At 61.7% G+C, this 15,325-nt stretch carries 16 protein-coding genes, 1 tRNA gene and 1 pseudogene; 9 read left to right on the top strand and 9 right to left on the bottom strand.

Going from position 1 to position 15,325, the window contains the following annotated elements:
• Nucleotides 1-91 precede the first annotated feature (91 nt).
• Nucleotides 92-1,480: an adenosylhomocysteinase gene (gene ahcY / locus LCF60_RS12300; protein ID WP_292292110.1), complete on the top strand. Its 1,389-nt coding sequence runs from the start codon at nucleotides 92-94 to the stop codon at nucleotides 1,478-1,480.
• 232 nt (nucleotides 1,481-1,712) lie between these two features.
• Nucleotides 1,713-2,054, top strand: a complete 342-nt coding sequence (locus LCF60_RS12295; RefSeq protein WP_292292109.1) for a DUF2853 family protein — start codon at nucleotides 1,713-1,715, stop codon at nucleotides 2,052-2,054.
• A gap of 221 nt (nucleotides 2,055-2,275) precedes the next feature.
• On the opposite strand, the gene LCF60_RS12290 is transcribed toward LCF60_RS12295, so the two are convergent.
• From LCF60_RS12290 to tsaD, 5 genes are all read right to left on the bottom strand, one after another.
• Nucleotides 2,276-2,650, bottom strand: coding sequence for a DUF1761 domain-containing protein (locus LCF60_RS12290; RefSeq protein ID WP_292292108.1), 375 nt, complete (start codon nucleotides 2,648-2,650; stop codon nucleotides 2,276-2,278).
• 77 nt (nucleotides 2,651-2,727) lie between these two features.
• Entirely contained in the window at nucleotides 2,728-3,147 is a 420-nt protein-coding gene (locus LCF60_RS12285; protein WP_292292107.1) for an EVE domain-containing protein, read from the bottom strand.
• Nucleotides 3,144-3,419 (bottom strand): YciI family protein, encoded by a 276-nt coding sequence (locus LCF60_RS12280; RefSeq protein WP_292292105.1) that lies wholly within the window; start codon nucleotides 3,417-3,419, stop codon nucleotides 3,144-3,146. Before LCF60_RS12280 ends, LCF60_RS12285 begins: the two co-directional genes overlap by 4 nt.
• A gap of 10 nt (nucleotides 3,420-3,429) precedes the next feature.
• Nucleotides 3,430-4,386: an NAD(P)H-dependent glycerol-3-phosphate dehydrogenase gene (locus LCF60_RS12275; protein ID WP_292292104.1), complete on the bottom strand. Its 957-nt coding sequence runs from the start codon at nucleotides 4,384-4,386 to the stop codon at nucleotides 3,430-3,432.
• The gene (gene tsaD, locus LCF60_RS12270; protein WP_292292102.1) at nucleotides 4,383-5,453 is read right to left on the bottom strand and encodes a tRNA (adenosine(37)-N6)-threonylcarbamoyltransferase complex transferase subunit TsaD; all 1,071 of its coding nucleotides are present in this window, start codon (nucleotides 5,451-5,453) and stop codon (nucleotides 4,383-4,385) included. Before tsaD ends, LCF60_RS12275 begins: the two co-directional genes overlap by 4 nt.
• Before the next feature lie 72 nt (nucleotides 5,454-5,525).
• On the opposite strand from tsaD, the gene LCF60_RS12265 reads away from it, so the two are divergent.
• The 4 genes from LCF60_RS12265 to LCF60_RS12250 all read left to right on the top strand — a co-directional run bounded on the left by LCF60_RS12265 (nucleotide 5,526) and on the right by LCF60_RS12250 (nucleotide 9,457).
• Entirely contained in the window at nucleotides 5,526-6,269 is a 744-nt protein-coding gene (locus LCF60_RS12265) for a uroporphyrinogen-III synthase (protein WP_292292101.1), read from the top strand.
• Between the two features lie 53 nt (nucleotides 6,270-6,322).
• Complete coding sequence (locus LCF60_RS12260) at nucleotides 6,323-7,777, top strand: mitofilin family membrane protein (RefSeq protein WP_292292099.1); 1,455 nt, start codon at nucleotides 6,323-6,325, stop codon at nucleotides 7,775-7,777.
• Between the two features lie 11 nt (nucleotides 7,778-7,788).
• Nucleotides 7,789-9,312 (top strand): heme biosynthesis HemY N-terminal domain-containing protein, encoded by a 1,524-nt coding sequence (locus tag LCF60_RS12255; protein ID WP_292292097.1) that lies wholly within the window; start codon nucleotides 7,789-7,791, stop codon nucleotides 9,310-9,312.
• Between the two features lie 69 nt (nucleotides 9,313-9,381).
• Nucleotides 9,382-9,457 (top strand) — tRNA-Thr (locus tag LCF60_RS12250).
• Nucleotides 9,458-9,464: 7 nt separating this feature from the next.
• Here LCF60_RS12250 and LCF60_RS12245 read toward each other — a convergent pair.
• Nucleotides 9,465-10,367 carry a LysR family transcriptional regulator gene (locus LCF60_RS12245; RefSeq protein ID WP_292292096.1) on the bottom strand — a complete coding sequence of 301 codons (903 nt, stop codon included), beginning with the start codon at nucleotides 10,365-10,367 and terminating at the stop codon, nucleotides 9,465-9,467.
• Nucleotides 10,368-10,472: 105 nt separating this feature from the next.
• Here LCF60_RS12245 and LCF60_RS12240 point away from each other — a divergent pair, with 105 nt between their 5' ends.
• From LCF60_RS12240 to LCF60_RS12230, 3 genes are read left to right on the top strand one after another with little or no spacing between them, the layout of a single operon-like run.
• A complete protein-coding gene (locus LCF60_RS12240) occupies nucleotides 10,473-11,498 on the top strand; it encodes a D-cysteine desulfhydrase (protein WP_292292095.1) in 1,026 nt (341 codons plus the stop codon).
• A 7-nt stretch (nucleotides 11,499-11,505) separates the two neighbouring features.
• Complete coding sequence (locus LCF60_RS12235) at nucleotides 11,506-12,708, top strand: aminotransferase class I/II-fold pyridoxal phosphate-dependent enzyme (protein WP_292292094.1); 1,203 nt, start codon at nucleotides 11,506-11,508, stop codon at nucleotides 12,706-12,708.
• Entirely contained in the window at nucleotides 12,708-13,421 is a 714-nt protein-coding gene (locus LCF60_RS12230) for an amino acid racemase (protein WP_292292093.1), read from the top strand. The genes LCF60_RS12235 and LCF60_RS12230 overlap by 1 nt, the downstream gene beginning before the upstream one ends.
• Here the strand turns inward: LCF60_RS12230 and urtE are convergent.
• From urtE to LCF60_RS12215, 3 genes and pseudogenes are all read right to left on the bottom strand, one after another.
• On the bottom strand, nucleotides 13,418-14,113 hold the full coding sequence (gene urtE / locus LCF60_RS12225) for an urea ABC transporter ATP-binding subunit UrtE (RefSeq protein WP_292292092.1): 696 nt from the start codon (nucleotides 14,111-14,113) through the stop codon (nucleotides 13,418-13,420). The two genes, LCF60_RS12230 and urtE, sit on opposite strands and share 4 nt — an antisense overlap.
• A 1-nt stretch (nucleotide 14,114) precedes the next feature.
• The gene (gene urtD, locus LCF60_RS12220) at nucleotides 14,115-14,861 is read right to left on the bottom strand and encodes an urea ABC transporter ATP-binding protein UrtD (protein ID WP_292292091.1); all 747 of its coding nucleotides are present in this window, start codon (nucleotides 14,859-14,861) and stop codon (nucleotides 14,115-14,117) included.
• Nucleotides 14,861-15,325, bottom strand: a pseudogene (locus tag LCF60_RS12215) (urea ABC transporter permease subunit UrtC); the annotation flags it as partial. The pseudogene LCF60_RS12215 and the gene urtD, both read right to left, overlap by 1 nt.

Here is a 15,325-nt window from a genome sequence, read left to right as displayed (position 1 = left end):
CTTCGGAAGCTTGTAAACACGGCTGCATTGCCGGGACGGTGGCCTCATGCTAACTCGCCTTTCAACACGGATGACATTTGGAGCGCCGCACATGGCCAAGGACTATATCGTCAAAGACATCGCGCTGGCCGGGTTTGGCCGCAAGGAACTGGACATCGCGGAAACCGAGATGCCGGGGCTGATGGCCCTGCGCGAGGAATACGGTGCGGAAAAGCCGCTGACAGGTGCGCGCATCGTCGGATCGCTGCACATGACGATCCAGACGGCAGTTCTGATCGAAACGCTGACCGCGCTGGGCGCGGATGTGCGTTGGGCCTCGTGCAACATCTTCTCGACCCAGGATCACGCGGCCGCGGCGATTGCCGAAGCCGGTGTGCCGGTCTTCGCGATCAAGGGCCAGACGCTGGAAGAGCATTGGGATTACCTCGACAAGTCCTTCATGTTCCCCGAGGGCGCGAACATGATCCTCGACGATGGCGGCGACGCGACGCTCTACGTTCTGCTGGGTGCGCGCGCCGAGGCCGGCGAAGACATCATTTCCGTTCCGCAATCCGAAGAGGAAGAGGTGATCAAGAAGCAGATCGCCAAGCGGATGGCGGAAACCCCCGGCTGGTTCACCAAGACGCGCGACGCGATCAAGGGTGTGTCCGAGGAAACCACCACCGGCGTGAACCGCCTGTACCAGCTGATGCGCGAAGGACAGCTGCCGTTCCCGGCGATCAACGTGAACGACTCTGTCACCAAGTCGAAATTCGACAATAAGTACGGCTGCAAGGAATCGCTGGTCGACGGCATCCGCCGCGCCACCGACACGATGATGGCGGGCAAGGTCGCCGTTGTCTGTGGCTATGGTGACGTGGGCAAGGGCTCTGCTGCCTCGCTGTCTGGTGCGGGCGCGCGCGTGAAAGTGACCGAGGCCGACCCGATCTGCGCGCTTCAGGCGGCGATGGACGGGTTCGAGGTTGTTCTGCTGGAAGACGTGATCGACAGCGCGGACATCTTCATCACCACCACCGGCAACAAGGACGTGATCCGCATCGAGCACATGCGCGAGATGAAGGACATGGCGATCGTCGGAAATATCGGCCATTTCGACAATGAGATCCAGGTGGCGTCCCTGCGCAACCACAAGTGGACCAACATCAAGGAACAGGTGGACATGATCGAGATGCCCTCGGGCAACCGCATCATCCTGCTGTCCGAAGGCCGTCTGCTGAACCTCGGCAACGCCACCGGCCACCCGTCCTTCGTGATGTCGGCCAGCTTTACCAATCAGGTGCTGGCCCAGATCGAACTGTGGAAGAACGGCGGTGAGTACGAGAACAAGGTCTACATCCTGCCCAAGCATCTGGACGAGAAAGTCGCCCGTCTACACTTGGGCCGCATCGGCGTGAAGCTGACCCAGCTCTCCCCGGAACAGGCGTCCTATATCGGCGTGAAGCCGGAAGGCCCGTTCAAGCCGGAGCATTACCGGTACTGAAGAAAAAGCCCCCGGATTCGGGGGCTTTTTTCATTCTCTGCGCCCGGACTCGTGCGAAACCGTCGCTGATGCTCTGTCTGGATTGAGTGACTTTCCAGCCAACACCAGAGGGAAAACGCCCCCCGGCCTCGCGAATTTGTGTTTTTCGTTGCCCAATGCCGGGCTTTTTGCCAGTTTTGCAGCGCGTCAAGGGGGCCTTTCCTCAGGGGTATTGAATTTAGGAGAGATAGTAATGGGTAAGAGAGACGAACTGATCGCGCATTATGCCGACGATCTGAAGAACAAGTGCGGCATGACACCGGACATGGACCTGCTGACCAAGGTCACGATTGGCTGCGGTCCGGCGATCTACAATGCAGATGCCTCTACCGTGGCAGGATCGCAGCCGTCCGAGCTCGAGACTGTCAAGACCAACTTCCTGATCAAGAAGCTTGGCCTGAGCGAGGGTCCGGAACTGATGGATGGGATCAATTCGGTGATCGAGACCTATGGCAAATCCGAGCGCAACAAGTACCGCGCCGTGGTCTATTACATGCTGACCAAGCATTTCGGGAAAGAATCCGTTTATCACTGAGTGTTCCGCAAGGATCGGCGTTCAAGGCGTCCCGTTGGGGGCGCCTTTTCTGTTCGACTTGAGACAAGTTCTCTGGACTTGGCGTTTGGAGTAAGCGGTCGCCTGCTGTACACCGTTCAGGACGGTCAGGATGACCGAAACCATATTCAGTTTACGCGCGTGGTGACTTGGGAGCGCGGGGACGGAGGGTTTCGGTTTGTGCCGGAACCCTCCGTTTGAATTCAGAACAGGGTAATCACCGCACCAATCACCGCGGACCCGAATGTCGCGTATCCTGCATCAATCATTGTGAGCATGAACGGGCGACCTGCGAACCCGTAATTGGTCGCCAGCCACGGTGCTGCGAAACAGGCTCCGATGCCAAGGCCGGAGGTAAACCCTTTCGAAACGGTCACGATGCCCAGCATGTCGAACGCATAATACATTGTTGCGGCGACGATCATGGCCGAGACGATGCTGATCACATAGGGAAGCGGGCTTTTCCGGTTGGCCGGCTTGCCGTTCGCATCGGTCGCAACGCCAGATACGACGATCCACGGTTTCGCGAAGACGCTGTACCACAATGCACCAAAAGCCCATCCGGCCAGCCCGGCCACGATCACTGGAAATATTGGCAATCTCCGATCCTCCGTGTCAGCCGAAACCCGTCAGTCGTAGTCTGAGGCCACACATCTTATCCTGTCAAACCCGCCAGATCGCAGATAATCCGCCATTCCTGTTGCGTGACGGGCTGCACCGAGAGACGCGAATTGTTGACCAGCACCATGTCCGCCAACCGTTCGTCCAACTTGATCTGTTCCAGCGTGACGGGTGTCTTGACCGGCTCCAACGCCTTGATGTCCACGCATTCCCAGCGGTCATCCTCTGTCGTGCTGTCCTGATGCGCCTCGGTAATGACCTCGACCGTGCCGACAATCGCCTTTTCCGACTGCGAATGGTAGAAAAAACCCCGGTCGCCGACCGACATCTCGCGCATGAAGTTGCGCGCCTGATAGTTGCGCACACCGTCCCATTCTTCGCCGAACTTGCCCTTGGCGACCTGATCGTCCCAGGACCAGGTCGAGGGTTCGGATTTGAACAGCCAGTATCTCATGGACCGATCACCCGCTTCCACGGGATCAGATCGACGCTTTCGAACAGTCCGGCCTTGGCGTAGGGATCGTTGTCCGCCCAAGACTGCGCGGCGGTCATGTCATCGACATTCAGAATGACAAGCGACCCGATCATCCGGTCGTCTGCATCAAGAAGGGGACCGGCCTGTTCGACGACGCCAGTCGTGTCGATATAGGCGAGATGCGCATCGCGGTTGGCTTTGCGTGTTTCAAGAGCACCGGCTTTGTCGCGGGCGATCAGAGCGATCAGCATCTTTCTTCCTTCATTCTTCTTTCAATGGGCGGGACATGAGACTTTCTATGGCATCCGCAATGGTTTGTGTACCATCCACAAGCTGTGTGACAGTGGTCGTAATCGGCAGGTCCAGACCGCGCTTGAGGGCGATTTCGGACATTGCCCTGGCCGTTGCCGCGCCTTCGACTGTCACGGTCGGATCGAAGGTTTCCGACCGGCCAAGGCACAGGCCCAGCCGGTAATTGCGTGACAGATCGGACGTGCAGGTCAAGGCGAGGTCCCCCAAGCCGGACAGTCCTGCAAGCGTGTCGGGATCCGCGCCGAAGGCGTGCCCGATCCTTTGCATTTCTGCAAAGCCCCGTGTCATGGTGGCGGCCCGCGCACTGTCACCCAGATCGGCCCCCATCACCGCGCCGCAGGCAATGGCGATGACGTTTTTGAGCGCCCCACCCAGTTCGGCGCCGATGGTGTCGGTCGTTCGGTACAGCCGCAGGGTTGGCGTGGTCAGCAGTTTCTGAAGGCTCTTGCCCGTCGCGGCGTCCTGGCAGGCGAGGGTCAACGCGGTCGGTCGGCCGATGGCGATGTCTGCGGCAAAGCTCGGGCCGGTCAGGATGCCCGCGTTGGCAGAGGGCAGGGCCTCGCGGATCACGCCGGTCGGGCCCAACCCGGTCGACAGTTCGATTCCCTTGCAACAGGCGACAAGCGGAACATCGGGAAGCGGGAGACCCTGCACCGTTGCGCGCAGGTGCTGCAAGGGCACGGCGAAAAGTATCGCGTCGCTGCCTGCCAAATCGTCGATCCGGGCGGTCACGGTCAGGGCTTCGGGGAAGGTCGCGTCGGGCAAATAGGCTCTGTTCCGGCGCAACTCGGCCATGTCGCGGGCCTGCGCACCGGATCGCGCCCAAAGGGTCACGGGTCTGCCCGCTTCGGCCAGCGCGATGGCAAGGGCGGTTCCGAAGGCGCCTGCGCCGATGATGCCGATCATGCCTTGGCTCCCTTGCGTCCGCTTCCCAGGCCTGACGGGGTTCGGGTGTCGAGCGGCCAGCGTGGCCGTGCGCCCAGTGTCAGGTCATCAGCGCCGTCGACGGCATATCGTTCCGCCCCGGCAAAGGCGATCATCGCGGCATTGTCCGTGCAAAGCGCCAGCGGTGGGGCGACGAAAGGCAGGCCAAGCGAGGCAGAAAGCGTCTCTAACGCTGCCCGAAGCGGGGTATTTGCGGCAACACCACCCGCGACGGCAAAGCCCGTCAGTCCCGTCGACTGCGCCAGAGCACGGCGGGACTTTTCGACAAGGACATCCCGGATGGCGGCCTGAAACCCGGCGCAAAGATCATCGACGTCGCGTACGTGCAAACCGCCCTGATCCGCAATCAGGTGATCCCTCTGTCGCAGCAGCGCGGTCTTCAGGCCCGAGAACGAGAGGTCGCAACCAGGACGATCCAGCAGGGGGCGCGGGAAGGCGAACCGCGTCTCGTCGCCTTGGCGGGCGCGCGTTTCGACGGATGGACCTCCCGGTTGTGCCAGCCCGAGCAGGCGGGCGGTCTTGTCAAAGGCTTCGCCGGGGGCGTCGTCGATCGTGCTGCCAAGGCGCAAAAAGGCCGTCGGGCCGTCGACGCGCAGAAACTGGCAATGGCCGCCGGACACCAGAAGAATAAGATAGGGATAGTCCAGCCCGTCGGACAGGCGCGGGGTCAGGGCATGACCGGCAAGGTGGTTCACACCGATCAGCGGCTTGCCGGTGGCCGCACTCAGACCCTTGGCCATCATCACGCCGGAGAGCACGCCACCGATCAGGCCCGGTCCGGCTGTCACGGCGATCGTGTCGATGTCGTTCAGGGTCTTTCCGGCCTTGAGCAATGCGCGTTCGATGCAGAGATCCAGCATTTCCGCATGGGCGCGTGCGGCAATTTCCGGGACCACGCCGCCATAGGCCGCATGCAGAGCAGTCTGGTCGGCCACCACCGATGACAGGATGTGGCGCCCCTGCAGGATCGCGGCGGCGGTATCATCGCAGCTGCTCTCGAGCCCGAGGATCGTGATATCTTTGTCCATCAGACTTTCCGTTGCACCCATGGGGTCAAGCAGTTACCACCCTTGTCTGCTGCTCACAATAATACGGACGGTATGGTCAATCCGCGCCCCTTGCTGCTGCTGACACGCCCCGAAGCCTCTTGCGAGGCTTTCTCGAAGGCGTTGCCGGAAGAAACCCGCGATGCTGTCGATATTTTGATCAGCCCGTTGCTTTCGATCCGTGTAACAGGACCTTTGCCCAGTTTTGACGGTATCACCGGCTTGATCTTCACGTCTGTCAACGGTCTAGATGCTTACATGGCGCTGGGCGGTCGGGGATTGGACGTCCCAGTGATCGCGGTGGGAGAGACGACGGCCAGCGCCGCACGGGCTTACGGGTTTCACGTCGATGTGGCCGGGGGCACCGCCGATCATCTGGTTCAGCACGTTCTGGACTGCGGCTATTCAGGGGGGCTGATGCATCTGAGGGGAGAGACCGCAATCGGAGACATTGCCGCCCGGCTGACGGAGGCGGGTGTGGCGACATCCGAAGCGATCCTGTATAAACAGGAGCTTGAACCGTTTCCGTCTTCTGTACGAGAAGCTTTGTCGCAAGACAGACCCGTCATTGCCCCGGTATTCTCTCCGCGGACGGCAGAGCATCTTGCCCGCGAATCGGTGGGTCTGGGTGATATGGCTTACGCGGCGATCAGTCCGGCAGTGGCCAATGCCTTGCCGGGAGGGACGACGCGGCGGGTCCGGGTTGCCGGAGCGCCCAACCGGGAGGGCATGGTGACGTTGGTCGCCGAAATGGTCGCCGAGGCCGTGGCGCTTGAGCGGCGGAAGCGAGACTTGTAAGGTAAAGTTGACACTGCTGTCGCAGTAACTTGACAGATTCGAAGGAATAGCCGGTGGCGAAACGCAAAAGCACGGACAAAACCTCTCAAACGGATGGCGAAGATCAAGTCGAAACCGACGCCGCATCCGAGTCGAAAGATGTCTCAGACACGCCGCCGCCCCAGAGCGACAGCGATATGGAGACCGCTGCCGAGGCAGTTGACGCCGTCGATACCTACGCTCCTGCTGAAGAGAGTGTTGCCGAGGGCACCAGCGACGATGCTGCGCCAGAAAAACGCGACGAGGCGGTGGAGCTGAAAGAGCCGACCGACGACGCCCCGATCGATGGTCCGGACGCGCCAGACGCCTCGGACCCGGCAGAGATATCCGACGCCGACAAAACGCAGGATGAACACATCTCGGAAGACGAGGCCGAGAAACTGATCGTCGACGCGGAAACGGTGGAAGGCCATCAGGCGGATCCCGAACCGATCAGACAGCCCGACCACGTTCCCCTCGCGCCGCAGGTCATCCGGGAAACGACCGTTGAACGAAAGGGCGGGTTTTTCCCGATGTTGCTGGGTGGCGCGGTTGCGGCCGCCTTGGGATACGGGGGCGCAGCCTATGTCTCCCAGGATCTCTGGCCCTTTCAGGCAGCCGACGACACAGCGTTCGAAGATGAGATTCGCGCGGCATTGACCACGCAGGACGGGTCGCTCTCGACGCTTGGCGAACGGATCGCCACGTTGGAAAGCGCCGAAGCGCCCATTGTTGACCTTGGACCTCTGGAAGACCAATTGGCATCGGTCCAGGAAAACACCGCTGGCCTGACCACGCGGTTGGACGAGTTGGCGTCGCGCATCGATACCCTTGAACGTCAACCCCTCGAGCAGGCGGTGTCGCCGGAGGCGATTGCAGCTTATGAGCGCGCGCTTGCAGACTTGCAGGCCGAGGTCGAGGCGCAACGAAACGAGGTCGCGCAGATGGCGCAAGAGGCCGTGACGGCCGAAGCCAATGCCGAAGAACAGGCACAACTGGCCGCGTCGCGTGCCGCGCTGGCGGAAATCACCTCGGCGCTGGAAAGCGGTGACGGGTTCTCGGATGCGATCGCCATTCTGTCCTCGAACGGCGTCGCCGTTCCGGACGTTCTTGTGGCCAACGCCGAGAGCGGTGTGGCCACTCTCGGATCTCTGATCGAAAGCTTTCCCGAAGCAGCGCGGTCTGCCTTGTCAGCCGCCCGCAGTGTCGAGACCGAAGCGTCTCAAGGCGCCGGGCGCGTCGCGACATTCTTTGCCAATCAGCTGGGCGCACGATCCGTGGCCCCTCGAGAAGGCGACGATGCGGATGCCATCCTGTCCCGGGCGGAGGCCGCGGTTCGGTCCGGTGATCTGGACGCTGCCTTGTCAGAGTTGTCGGGCCTTCCGGACGTTGCCAAGAGTGCGCTTTCGGAGTGGCAGTCGAGGGCACAAACACGCCTTGAGGCAAAAACGGCAGCGGACGGTCTCGTCCAGCAGCTCATTCAGGAATAGGGGGGCGTCCGATGCTTTGGTCTCTTTTCAAGATCGTACTTTTTGTTGTCATCGTCGCTGCCTTGACGCTTGGGGCCGGATTCCTTTTGGAAAGCAGCGGCGGAATCCAGATCACCGCAGGTGGCACCGAATTCACGCTGGGACCGCTTCAGTCCGTTATTGCCGCCCTGGTGGCGATCCTGGCCGTCTGGATTTTCCTCAAGCTGTTCACGCTGCTGATCGCGACGCTGAAGTTCATCAATGGCGACGAGACCGCGATTTCGCGCTACTTTGACCGCAATCGCGAACGCAAGGGATTCCAGGCGCTGAGCGAGGGCCTCATGGCGCTTGCCTCGGGCGAAGGCCGGCTGGCGATGGCCAAAGCGACCAAGGCCGAGAAATACCTGCACAAGCCCGAACTGACCGATCTGATCACCGCACAGGCGGCCGAAATGACCGGCGACCGAAAGAAGGCGGAAGAGGTTTACAAGCGGCTCGTTCAGAACGACACCACACGATTTGTCGGGGTGCGCGGCCTGATGAAGCAGAAACTCGACGCGGGCGATACGCAAACCGCCCTGAAACTGGCCGAGCGAGCCTTTGCGCTCAAGCCCAAGCATGAAGAGGTGCAGGACACATTGCTGCGCCTTCAGGCCCGGAATGCCGACTGGTCCGGCGCGCGCAAGACGTTGAATGCCAAGCTCAAGCACGGCGCTTTGCCGCGGGACGTGCACAAGCGGCGTGATGCGGTGCTGGCGCTGTCCGAGGCGAAAGGTGTCTTGGACGAAGGCAAGACCATCGAGGCTCAGGAAGCGGCGATCGCGGCCAACAAGTCGTCTCCCGATCTGATCCCCGCAGCCGCGATGGCAGCCAGGAGCCATATCGCGCAGGGACGGCCGAAATATGCGGTGCGCATCCTCAAGAAGGCATGGCAGGCCCAGCCCCATCCCGACCTGGCCGCCGCCTTTGCCGAAATCGAACCGAACGAAACCGCAGGGGCGCGGCTCAAGCGGTTCCGGCAGTTGACCGTCCTGCGGCCCGAGCATCGCGAAACCAAGCTGCTTCTGGCCGAGCTCAACCTCGCCGCGGAAGACTTTCCCGAAGCGCGCCGGTCGCTTGGTGATCTGGCAGAGTCCCAGCCCGATACGCGGGTTCTCGCCATTGCCGCAGCCATCGAGCGCGGCGAAGGTGCCTCTGACGCGGTGGTGCGTGGATGGCTGGCACGTGCGATTACGGCGCCGCGTGGTCCGCAATGGGTGTGCGAGAACTGCAAGACGATCCACAGCGAATGGACCCCCGTCTGCAACAATTGCGAGAGCTTCGATACCCTGAGCTGGACCTCGCCTCCCCAGAGCGAAACCGTTCTGCCGGCTGGGGCCGAAATGCTGCCTCTGCTCGTCGGGTCGCGCGAAGACACCTCGACTGCTACGGAAGAGGCCGAAATCGTGGAGCCCGATCCGGTTCCGTCACCGGCCGAGGAAACCGTAGCCGAGGGAAAAAGCGAACAGAACGACGGGGCGAGCACATCCGAATCCGAGCCTGAAAAGGTCAAATAGCTCTTTCCTCGGCGCGATTCCGGTGCTAACAGCCCGGCCATTCCCCGGGATATATCCTCACCGGGAATGGCCGCTGTAGCTCAGCTGGTAGAGCACGTCATTCGTAATGATGGGGTCGGGGGTTCGAGTCCCTTCAGCGGCACCAGTTTTCCTCAGTCTTGTTGCGCAACGCTTGTCAATCTGTGCCACGCGTCCGTTGTTGCGGGGTCGGTGGATTTGCTCCATCGCTGCGCCACCATGGTCATGCCGACGGCGCCCAGCTGATTTGACAGATCCGCGAGGTCTCTCCGGGCCAAGGCCGGAGCAGCCAGCGCCCTGGGTACCCACGCGACCCCGAGGCCCGATTGAGCGAGTTGCAGGGCCGCCGTGGACAGGCCGGTTTCGGTGATGACGTTGATGCTGCATCTTGCGGACAGCTCGGGCAGAATGTGGCGCCTGACGGCCGCGCCGAGAAACACGTCGGCCGGGTAGCCGATGATCTGCAAGTTGCCGAGTTCGACTTCATCCAGAATGGTCTGAGCGGCCCGGGTTCCGCAAACCGGAATCAGGGTTTCCGATCCGATGACGGTTTCGGTCAGGAAAGACGGCAGTTCTGCTACCGGTTCGGACGTGATCCGGTAGGTCAGCGAAATCTCCGCCTGTCTGCGGATCAGCAAGGTTTCGCATTCGTCGCGATTGGCGGAACGCAGGCGGATATGCGTCCGGCTGGGTTCTGCGATCTTCGTGATGATCTGCGGTCCCATCGACGTCGTGATTGCATGTTGGCTTGCAATCACGAGCGGCCGCCCGCCTGACAACTGGTCCTGACGCATGTCGGCCAGCAGAAGCCGTTGATCCGAGGCCAGTTTGCGCAATTCGGTTTCGCGGTCGCGCAGGATGCGCGAGGGGCCGCTTGGCTTTACACTGCGGTCGATGACCTTGATCCCGAGCACGTCCTCCAGAACTTTGATGCGGCGGGAAAAGGCGGGTTGTGTTACGTTGCGCAGGCGCGCAGCATCCGCAACGCCGCCGCTGTCGAGCAGGGCCACGAGATCGTCGATCCAGTCAATCCGCATTGAAGGTCTCTTTATGCATGTTACGCATAATAACGCCGGTTTTTCTATTTGACGAGGCATGCAACATGCAGAACTGATGCGTCAAATCACCTGAAAGGACGTCCGATGCATTTTTCCCGTTACCCGCGTGTCCACCTTGCCCATCTGCCAACCGCGCTGGAGCCGATGGATCGGCTTTCAAAGGAACTGGGCGGGCCGCGCATCTGGATCAAGCGCGATGACTGCACCGGCATGTCGACCGGCGGCAACAAGACGCGCAAGCTTGAATTCCTGATGGCCGAGGCGCAGGCGCAGGGGGCTGACCTTGTCATCACCCAAGGGGCCACGCAATCCAACCACGCGCGCCAGACGGCGGCCTGTGCGGCGAAGCTGGGCATGGATTGCCACATCCTTCTGGAAGACCGCACCGGGTCGAACGATCCGAACTACAATCTCAATGGGAACGTGTTTCTTGATTTCCTGCACGGTGCCACGGCGGAAAAGCGTCCGGGGTCCGGGCTCGACATGAATGCCGAGATGGAAACGGTGGCAGACAAGTTCCGCGCCGGCGGGCGCAATGTCTACACCATTCCCGGCGGGGGGTCGAACCCGACTGGCGCGCTGGGATACGCCAATGCCGCGATGGAGCTGGTGACTCAGGCCAACGCCATGGGTCTCAAGATCGACCGTATCGTGCATGCCACGGGCAGCGCGGGCACGCAGGCAGGTCTGATCGTGGGTCTCAAGGCGATCAACGCGAATATCCCGCTGCTGGGCATTGGTGTGCGGGCGCCTAAGGCCAAGCAGGAAGAGAATGTCTACAACCTTGCGGTCAAGACCGCCGACAAGCTGGGGTGCCCCGGCGTTGTGGCGCGCGAAGATGTGGACGCGAACACCGATTACGTTGGCGACGGGTACGGAATCCCGACGAAGGACGGTCTGGCCGCGATCGAAATGTTCGCGCGTCTCGAAGGCGTCCTGCTCGATCCGGTCTATTCCGGCAAAGGTGCGGCTGGGCTGATCGACCTGATCCGCAAGGGCGCGTTCGAGGGCGACGAGAACATCGTGTTCATCCACACCGGCGGCGGTGTGGCGCTGTTCGGATACACGGCGGCGTTCGATTATGACGCGCCGACCATGGCGGCGGAGTGATCGCCTGATGCAGCCTTTCACCGGCAGCTTTACCCAGCAGGAGCCGATCGCGGATGACGCGATAGAGGCGGCTGTCGCGGTTTTGCGCAGTGGACGGCTGCATCGCTACAACACGGTTGGCACCGAACTCGGTCCGGTGGCCGAGCTTGAAAAGGCCTATGCCGCCTATCAGGGGTCCAAATATTGCCTTGCCTGTACCTCTGGTGGCTACGCGATGGCGACGGGTTTGCGGGCGCTTGGCGTCGGGGCTGGTGACACGGTTCTGACCAACGGCTTCACCCTTGCTCCGGTGCCGGGGGCGATTGCCGCCGTTGGTGCCGATGCGGTGCTGGTCGAGATCACGCCAGACCTGGTGCTCGACCTTGATGACCTCGAGGCGAAGATCACCGCAACCGCGCCAAAGGTGCTGCTCTTGTCCAACATGCGGGGGCATCTGTGTGACATGGATGCCCTTATGGCCGTGCTGGATCGCCACGGTGTGCCGCTGATCGAGGATTGCGCGCACACGATGGGGGCGTCCTGGAACGGGACCAGATCGGGCAGTTTCGGGACTGCCGGGTGTTTCTCGACCCAGACCTACAAGCACATGAACAGCGGCGAAGGCGGTTTGCTGACCTCCGACGATCCGGAATTCATGGCGCGGGCGATCATGCTTTCGGGATCCTACATGCTGTATGACCGTCACGGGGCCGCGCCGCCGCCCGAAATGTTCACCGATATCCGGCTCGATACGCCGAACATGTCGGGACGGATGGACAACTTGCGGGCATCCATCCTTTTGACCCAATTGGGCGGTTTAGAGACGAATATCGACCGCTGGAATGCGCGGCATGACCTTGTGGCGGACCGTCTGCGCGGGGTGGCTGGTGTCTATGTTCCGAACCGGCCCGAACAGGAACGCTATGTCGGATCGTCCTTTCAGTTCCTGATGCCGGATGCGGGTGCCGAGGCCGTGCAACAGGTGGTGGCAGGGGCCAGGACATTGGGCGTCGAACTCAAGTGGTTCGGCGCGGACAGTCCGGTTGGCTTCACCTCGAACCATCAAAGCTGGCGCTTTGTGGCGCCGCAGGACCTGCCCCGGACGGATGCCGTTCTGGCTGGCCTGCTGGACATGCGCATTCCACTGACGTTCAGCCTGGATGACTGCGGCCATGTGGCGGACATCATCGTGCATGTGGTACGGAACGCCCTGCAAAAAGGAGCAGCCTGATGCGGAAAATAGGTGTCCTTGGCGGCATGGGGCCGGAAGCCACGATCTATTTCATGCAACAGGTCGTTGACGCGGTTCAGGCGCGCGACGATTCCGATCACATTCCGATGCTGGTGGACAACAACACGCAGGTGCCGTCACGCATCAAGGCGATCCTTGAAGGCGGCGGTGAAGACCCCGGCCCGGTGCTGGTGCAGATGGCCAAGGGGCTGGTCGCGTCCGGCGCGGACGCGCTCGTCATGCCGTGCAACACGGCGCATTACTATGCCGATCAGGTGGCAAGCGCGACGGACAGGCCGTTCCTCGACATGGTCGCATTGACCTGCGCCGAGGCTGCGCGGATCGCCCCGGGGGGCAGGATCGGATTGCTTGGCTCGCCTGCGTTACAGCAGGTGGGTGTTTTCGAGGCACCCTTGGCGAAGGCCGGGCTCAGCCCGGTTTACGTCCGCGAACAGGGTCGTGTTCTTGCGACGATCCGGTCGATCAAGTCACAGGGCGCATCGGAGTTTGCCGCGCATAGCTTGTCGGACCTCTGCGAGCAGATGAAGGCGGACGGCGCCGATGTCATCTGCGTGTGCTGCACCGAGTTTTCGCTTCTCGCGGATGACATCGAGACACGCTTGCCGATGGTCGACGCCTTGCAGGTGCTCGTGTCCGCGACGGTCGATTTTGCGCGGTCGTGCGGTGCGCAGGAGCACGCCGCAACCGCCTAGACTGACACCCCGGCAAGCAGGTCGTCCCGATCCAGGTCGGCCTTTGGCCCGCTGATCTTCACCGCGCCGCGTTCAAGGACGTAGAAGCGGTCGCCAAGATCGTAGGCAAAGCTGAAATACTGTTCGACCAGTACGATGGCCATGTCTGCCTGCTCGCGCAGCAGGGCAATAACCCGACCGATCTGCTGGATGATGTTGGGCTGAATGCCTTCGGTCGGTTCATCCAGAAGCAGGAGTTTCGGCTTGGTGATCAACGCCCGGGCGATGGCGAGTTGCTGTTGCTGCCCGCCCGAGAGCATGCCCGCCCGCTTGTCGAGATTATCCGCCAGATAGGGAAACAGTTCGAGACACAGATCGGGGATCTTGTCGCTACCATCGGTGCGGGCGAAAGTGCCCAGCTTGATATTCTCGCGCACCGTGAACTTTCCGAATATCCGGCGGCCCTGCGGCACGTAGCCCAGCCCGGCAATCGCCCGCTTGGCGGTGATCGAGCCGTCCATCGGCGTGCCGTTGATCCGTATTTCGCCGGTCGCACGAGTGGTCAGCCCCATGATCGTTTGCATCAACGTCGTCTTGCCGACGCCGTTACGGCCCAGAACGCAGAGGCATTTGCCCTCTTCGACCTTGAGCGAGATGTCCTGAAGGATGGGTGTCTTGCTGTAGAAAGAGGTGACCTTGTTCAGAGAAAGCATGTCAATGATCCCCTTCTTCGCCAAGGTAGACATCGCGCACTTCGGGGTTGGCCTCGATCTCGGTAATCGTGCGCTGGGCGAGGAAGCCCCCCATATGCATGACCGTGACAACATCCGCGATCTGGCGAACGAAGGACATGTCGTGTTCGACCACGATCAAGGTGTGCGAGCCCTTCAGCCGGTTGAAGATTTCCGAGGTCTTGAGGGTTTCCTGCTCGGTCATGCCGGCGGTCGGCTCGTCCATCAAAAGCAGGTCGGGGTCCTGCATCAGCACCATGCCGATTTCCAGCCACTGGGTTTCGCCATGCGACAGCAGCCCGGCCAGATCTTCGAGCCGGCGGGACAAGCCGATCATCTCGATGATCTCGTCAAAGCGATTGCTATGCCCGAGGGTCCGGCGGAACACGCCCATCGCGGCGAACGGCCCGCGCCCCTTGGCGAAGGCAACTTCGAGGTTCTGTTCCACCGACAGGTGGGGGAACACCGCCGGCACCTGGAATTTCCGGCCGATGCCAGAGCGGACGATCTTGTGCTCGGAATTGTCTGTGATGTCCTCGCCCTTGAAGAAGACTTTGCCGCCGCTGGTTTTCTGCCGCCCGGTAATCAGGTCCATGCAGGTGCTTTTGCCCGCGCCGTTCGGCCCCAGAAGGCAGCGAAGCTCGCCTTGATCGACCGACAGGCTGAATTCGTTTACCGCCGGAAAGTCGCCGAACTTCTTGCTGACGCCCTGGAGTTCCAGAATACTCATCACACACGCTCCCGTTCGGTGGCCGCATCGTCTTCGGCGGCGGGGCGACCGCGCGCCGCAAGGGACCCCAGAATGGTTTCCACCAGCCCCACGAGCCCCTTGGGCAAGAGCAGCACGACCGCAATGAAGATGACCCCGAGGACAAGCATCCAGACCTGTTGCAACTCGTCGCCCAGGTAGCTTTGCATCCCGTTGATCAGGAAGGCGCCGAGGATCGCGCCAAGAAGCGAAAGCCGGCCCCCGACCGCCGCCCAGATCACCGCCGAGATGCTGAGCGACAACTCAAGCAGGGTCGGCGAGACGTATTGCACGATCATTACCCAGCACAGGCCGGCGCTTGCCGCCAGCAGGCCCGAGATCGAGAACAGCACTGTCTGGTAATAGGCCACGTGGTAGCCAAGAAACCGCGCCCGCCCGGCATCGTCGCGGCTGGCCCGCATGCTGGTGCCGGACTGCGCCTGCCT

Source organism: Marivita sp., assembly GCF_020055635.1.
Taxonomy (GTDB): Bacteria; Pseudomonadota; Alphaproteobacteria; order Rhodobacterales; family Rhodobacteraceae; genus Marivita.
The sequence above is the reverse complement of the archived record's forward strand: the minus strand, read 5'-3'. Positions and strand labels throughout refer to the sequence as shown.

Coding starts and splice junctions, on each gene's coding strand:
- ahcY (WP_292292110.1), top strand. CDS start 92: ATGGCCAAGGACTATATCGTCAAAGACATCGCGCTGGCCGGGTTTGGC.
- LCF60_RS12295 (WP_292292109.1), top strand. CDS start 1,713: ATGGGTAAGAGAGACGAACTGATCGCGCATTATGCCGACGATCTGAAG.
- LCF60_RS12285 (WP_292292107.1), bottom strand. CDS start 3,147: ATGAGATACTGGCTGTTCAAATCCGAACCCTCGACCTGGTCCTGGGAC.
- LCF60_RS12280 (WP_292292105.1), bottom strand. CDS start 3,419: ATGCTGATCGCTCTGATCGCCCGCGACAAAGCCGGTGCTCTTGAAACA.
- LCF60_RS12275 (WP_292292104.1), bottom strand. CDS start 4,386: ATGATCGGCATCATCGGCGCAGGCGCCTTCGGAACCGCCCTTGCCATC.
- tsaD (WP_292292102.1), bottom strand. CDS start 5,453: ATGGACAAAGATATCACGATCCTCGGGCTCGAGAGCAGCTGCGATGAT.
- LCF60_RS12265 (WP_292292101.1), top strand. CDS start 5,526: ATGGTCAATCCGCGCCCCTTGCTGCTGCTGACACGCCCCGAAGCCTCT.
- LCF60_RS12255 (WP_292292097.1), top strand. CDS start 7,789: ATGCTTTGGTCTCTTTTCAAGATCGTACTTTTTGTTGTCATCGTCGCT.
- LCF60_RS12245 (WP_292292096.1), bottom strand. CDS start 10,367: ATGCGGATTGACTGGATCGACGATCTCGTGGCCCTGCTCGACAGCGGC.
- LCF60_RS12240 (WP_292292095.1), top strand. CDS start 10,473: ATGCATTTTTCCCGTTACCCGCGTGTCCACCTTGCCCATCTGCCAACC.
- LCF60_RS12235 (WP_292292094.1), top strand. CDS start 11,506: ATGCAGCCTTTCACCGGCAGCTTTACCCAGCAGGAGCCGATCGCGGAT.
- LCF60_RS12230 (WP_292292093.1), top strand. CDS start 12,708: ATGCGGAAAATAGGTGTCCTTGGCGGCATGGGGCCGGAAGCCACGATC.
- urtE (WP_292292092.1), bottom strand. CDS start 14,113: ATGCTTTCTCTGAACAAGGTCACCTCTTTCTACAGCAAGACACCCATC.
- urtD (WP_292292091.1), bottom strand. CDS start 14,861: ATGAGTATTCTGGAACTCCAGGGCGTCAGCAAGAAGTTCGGCGACTTT.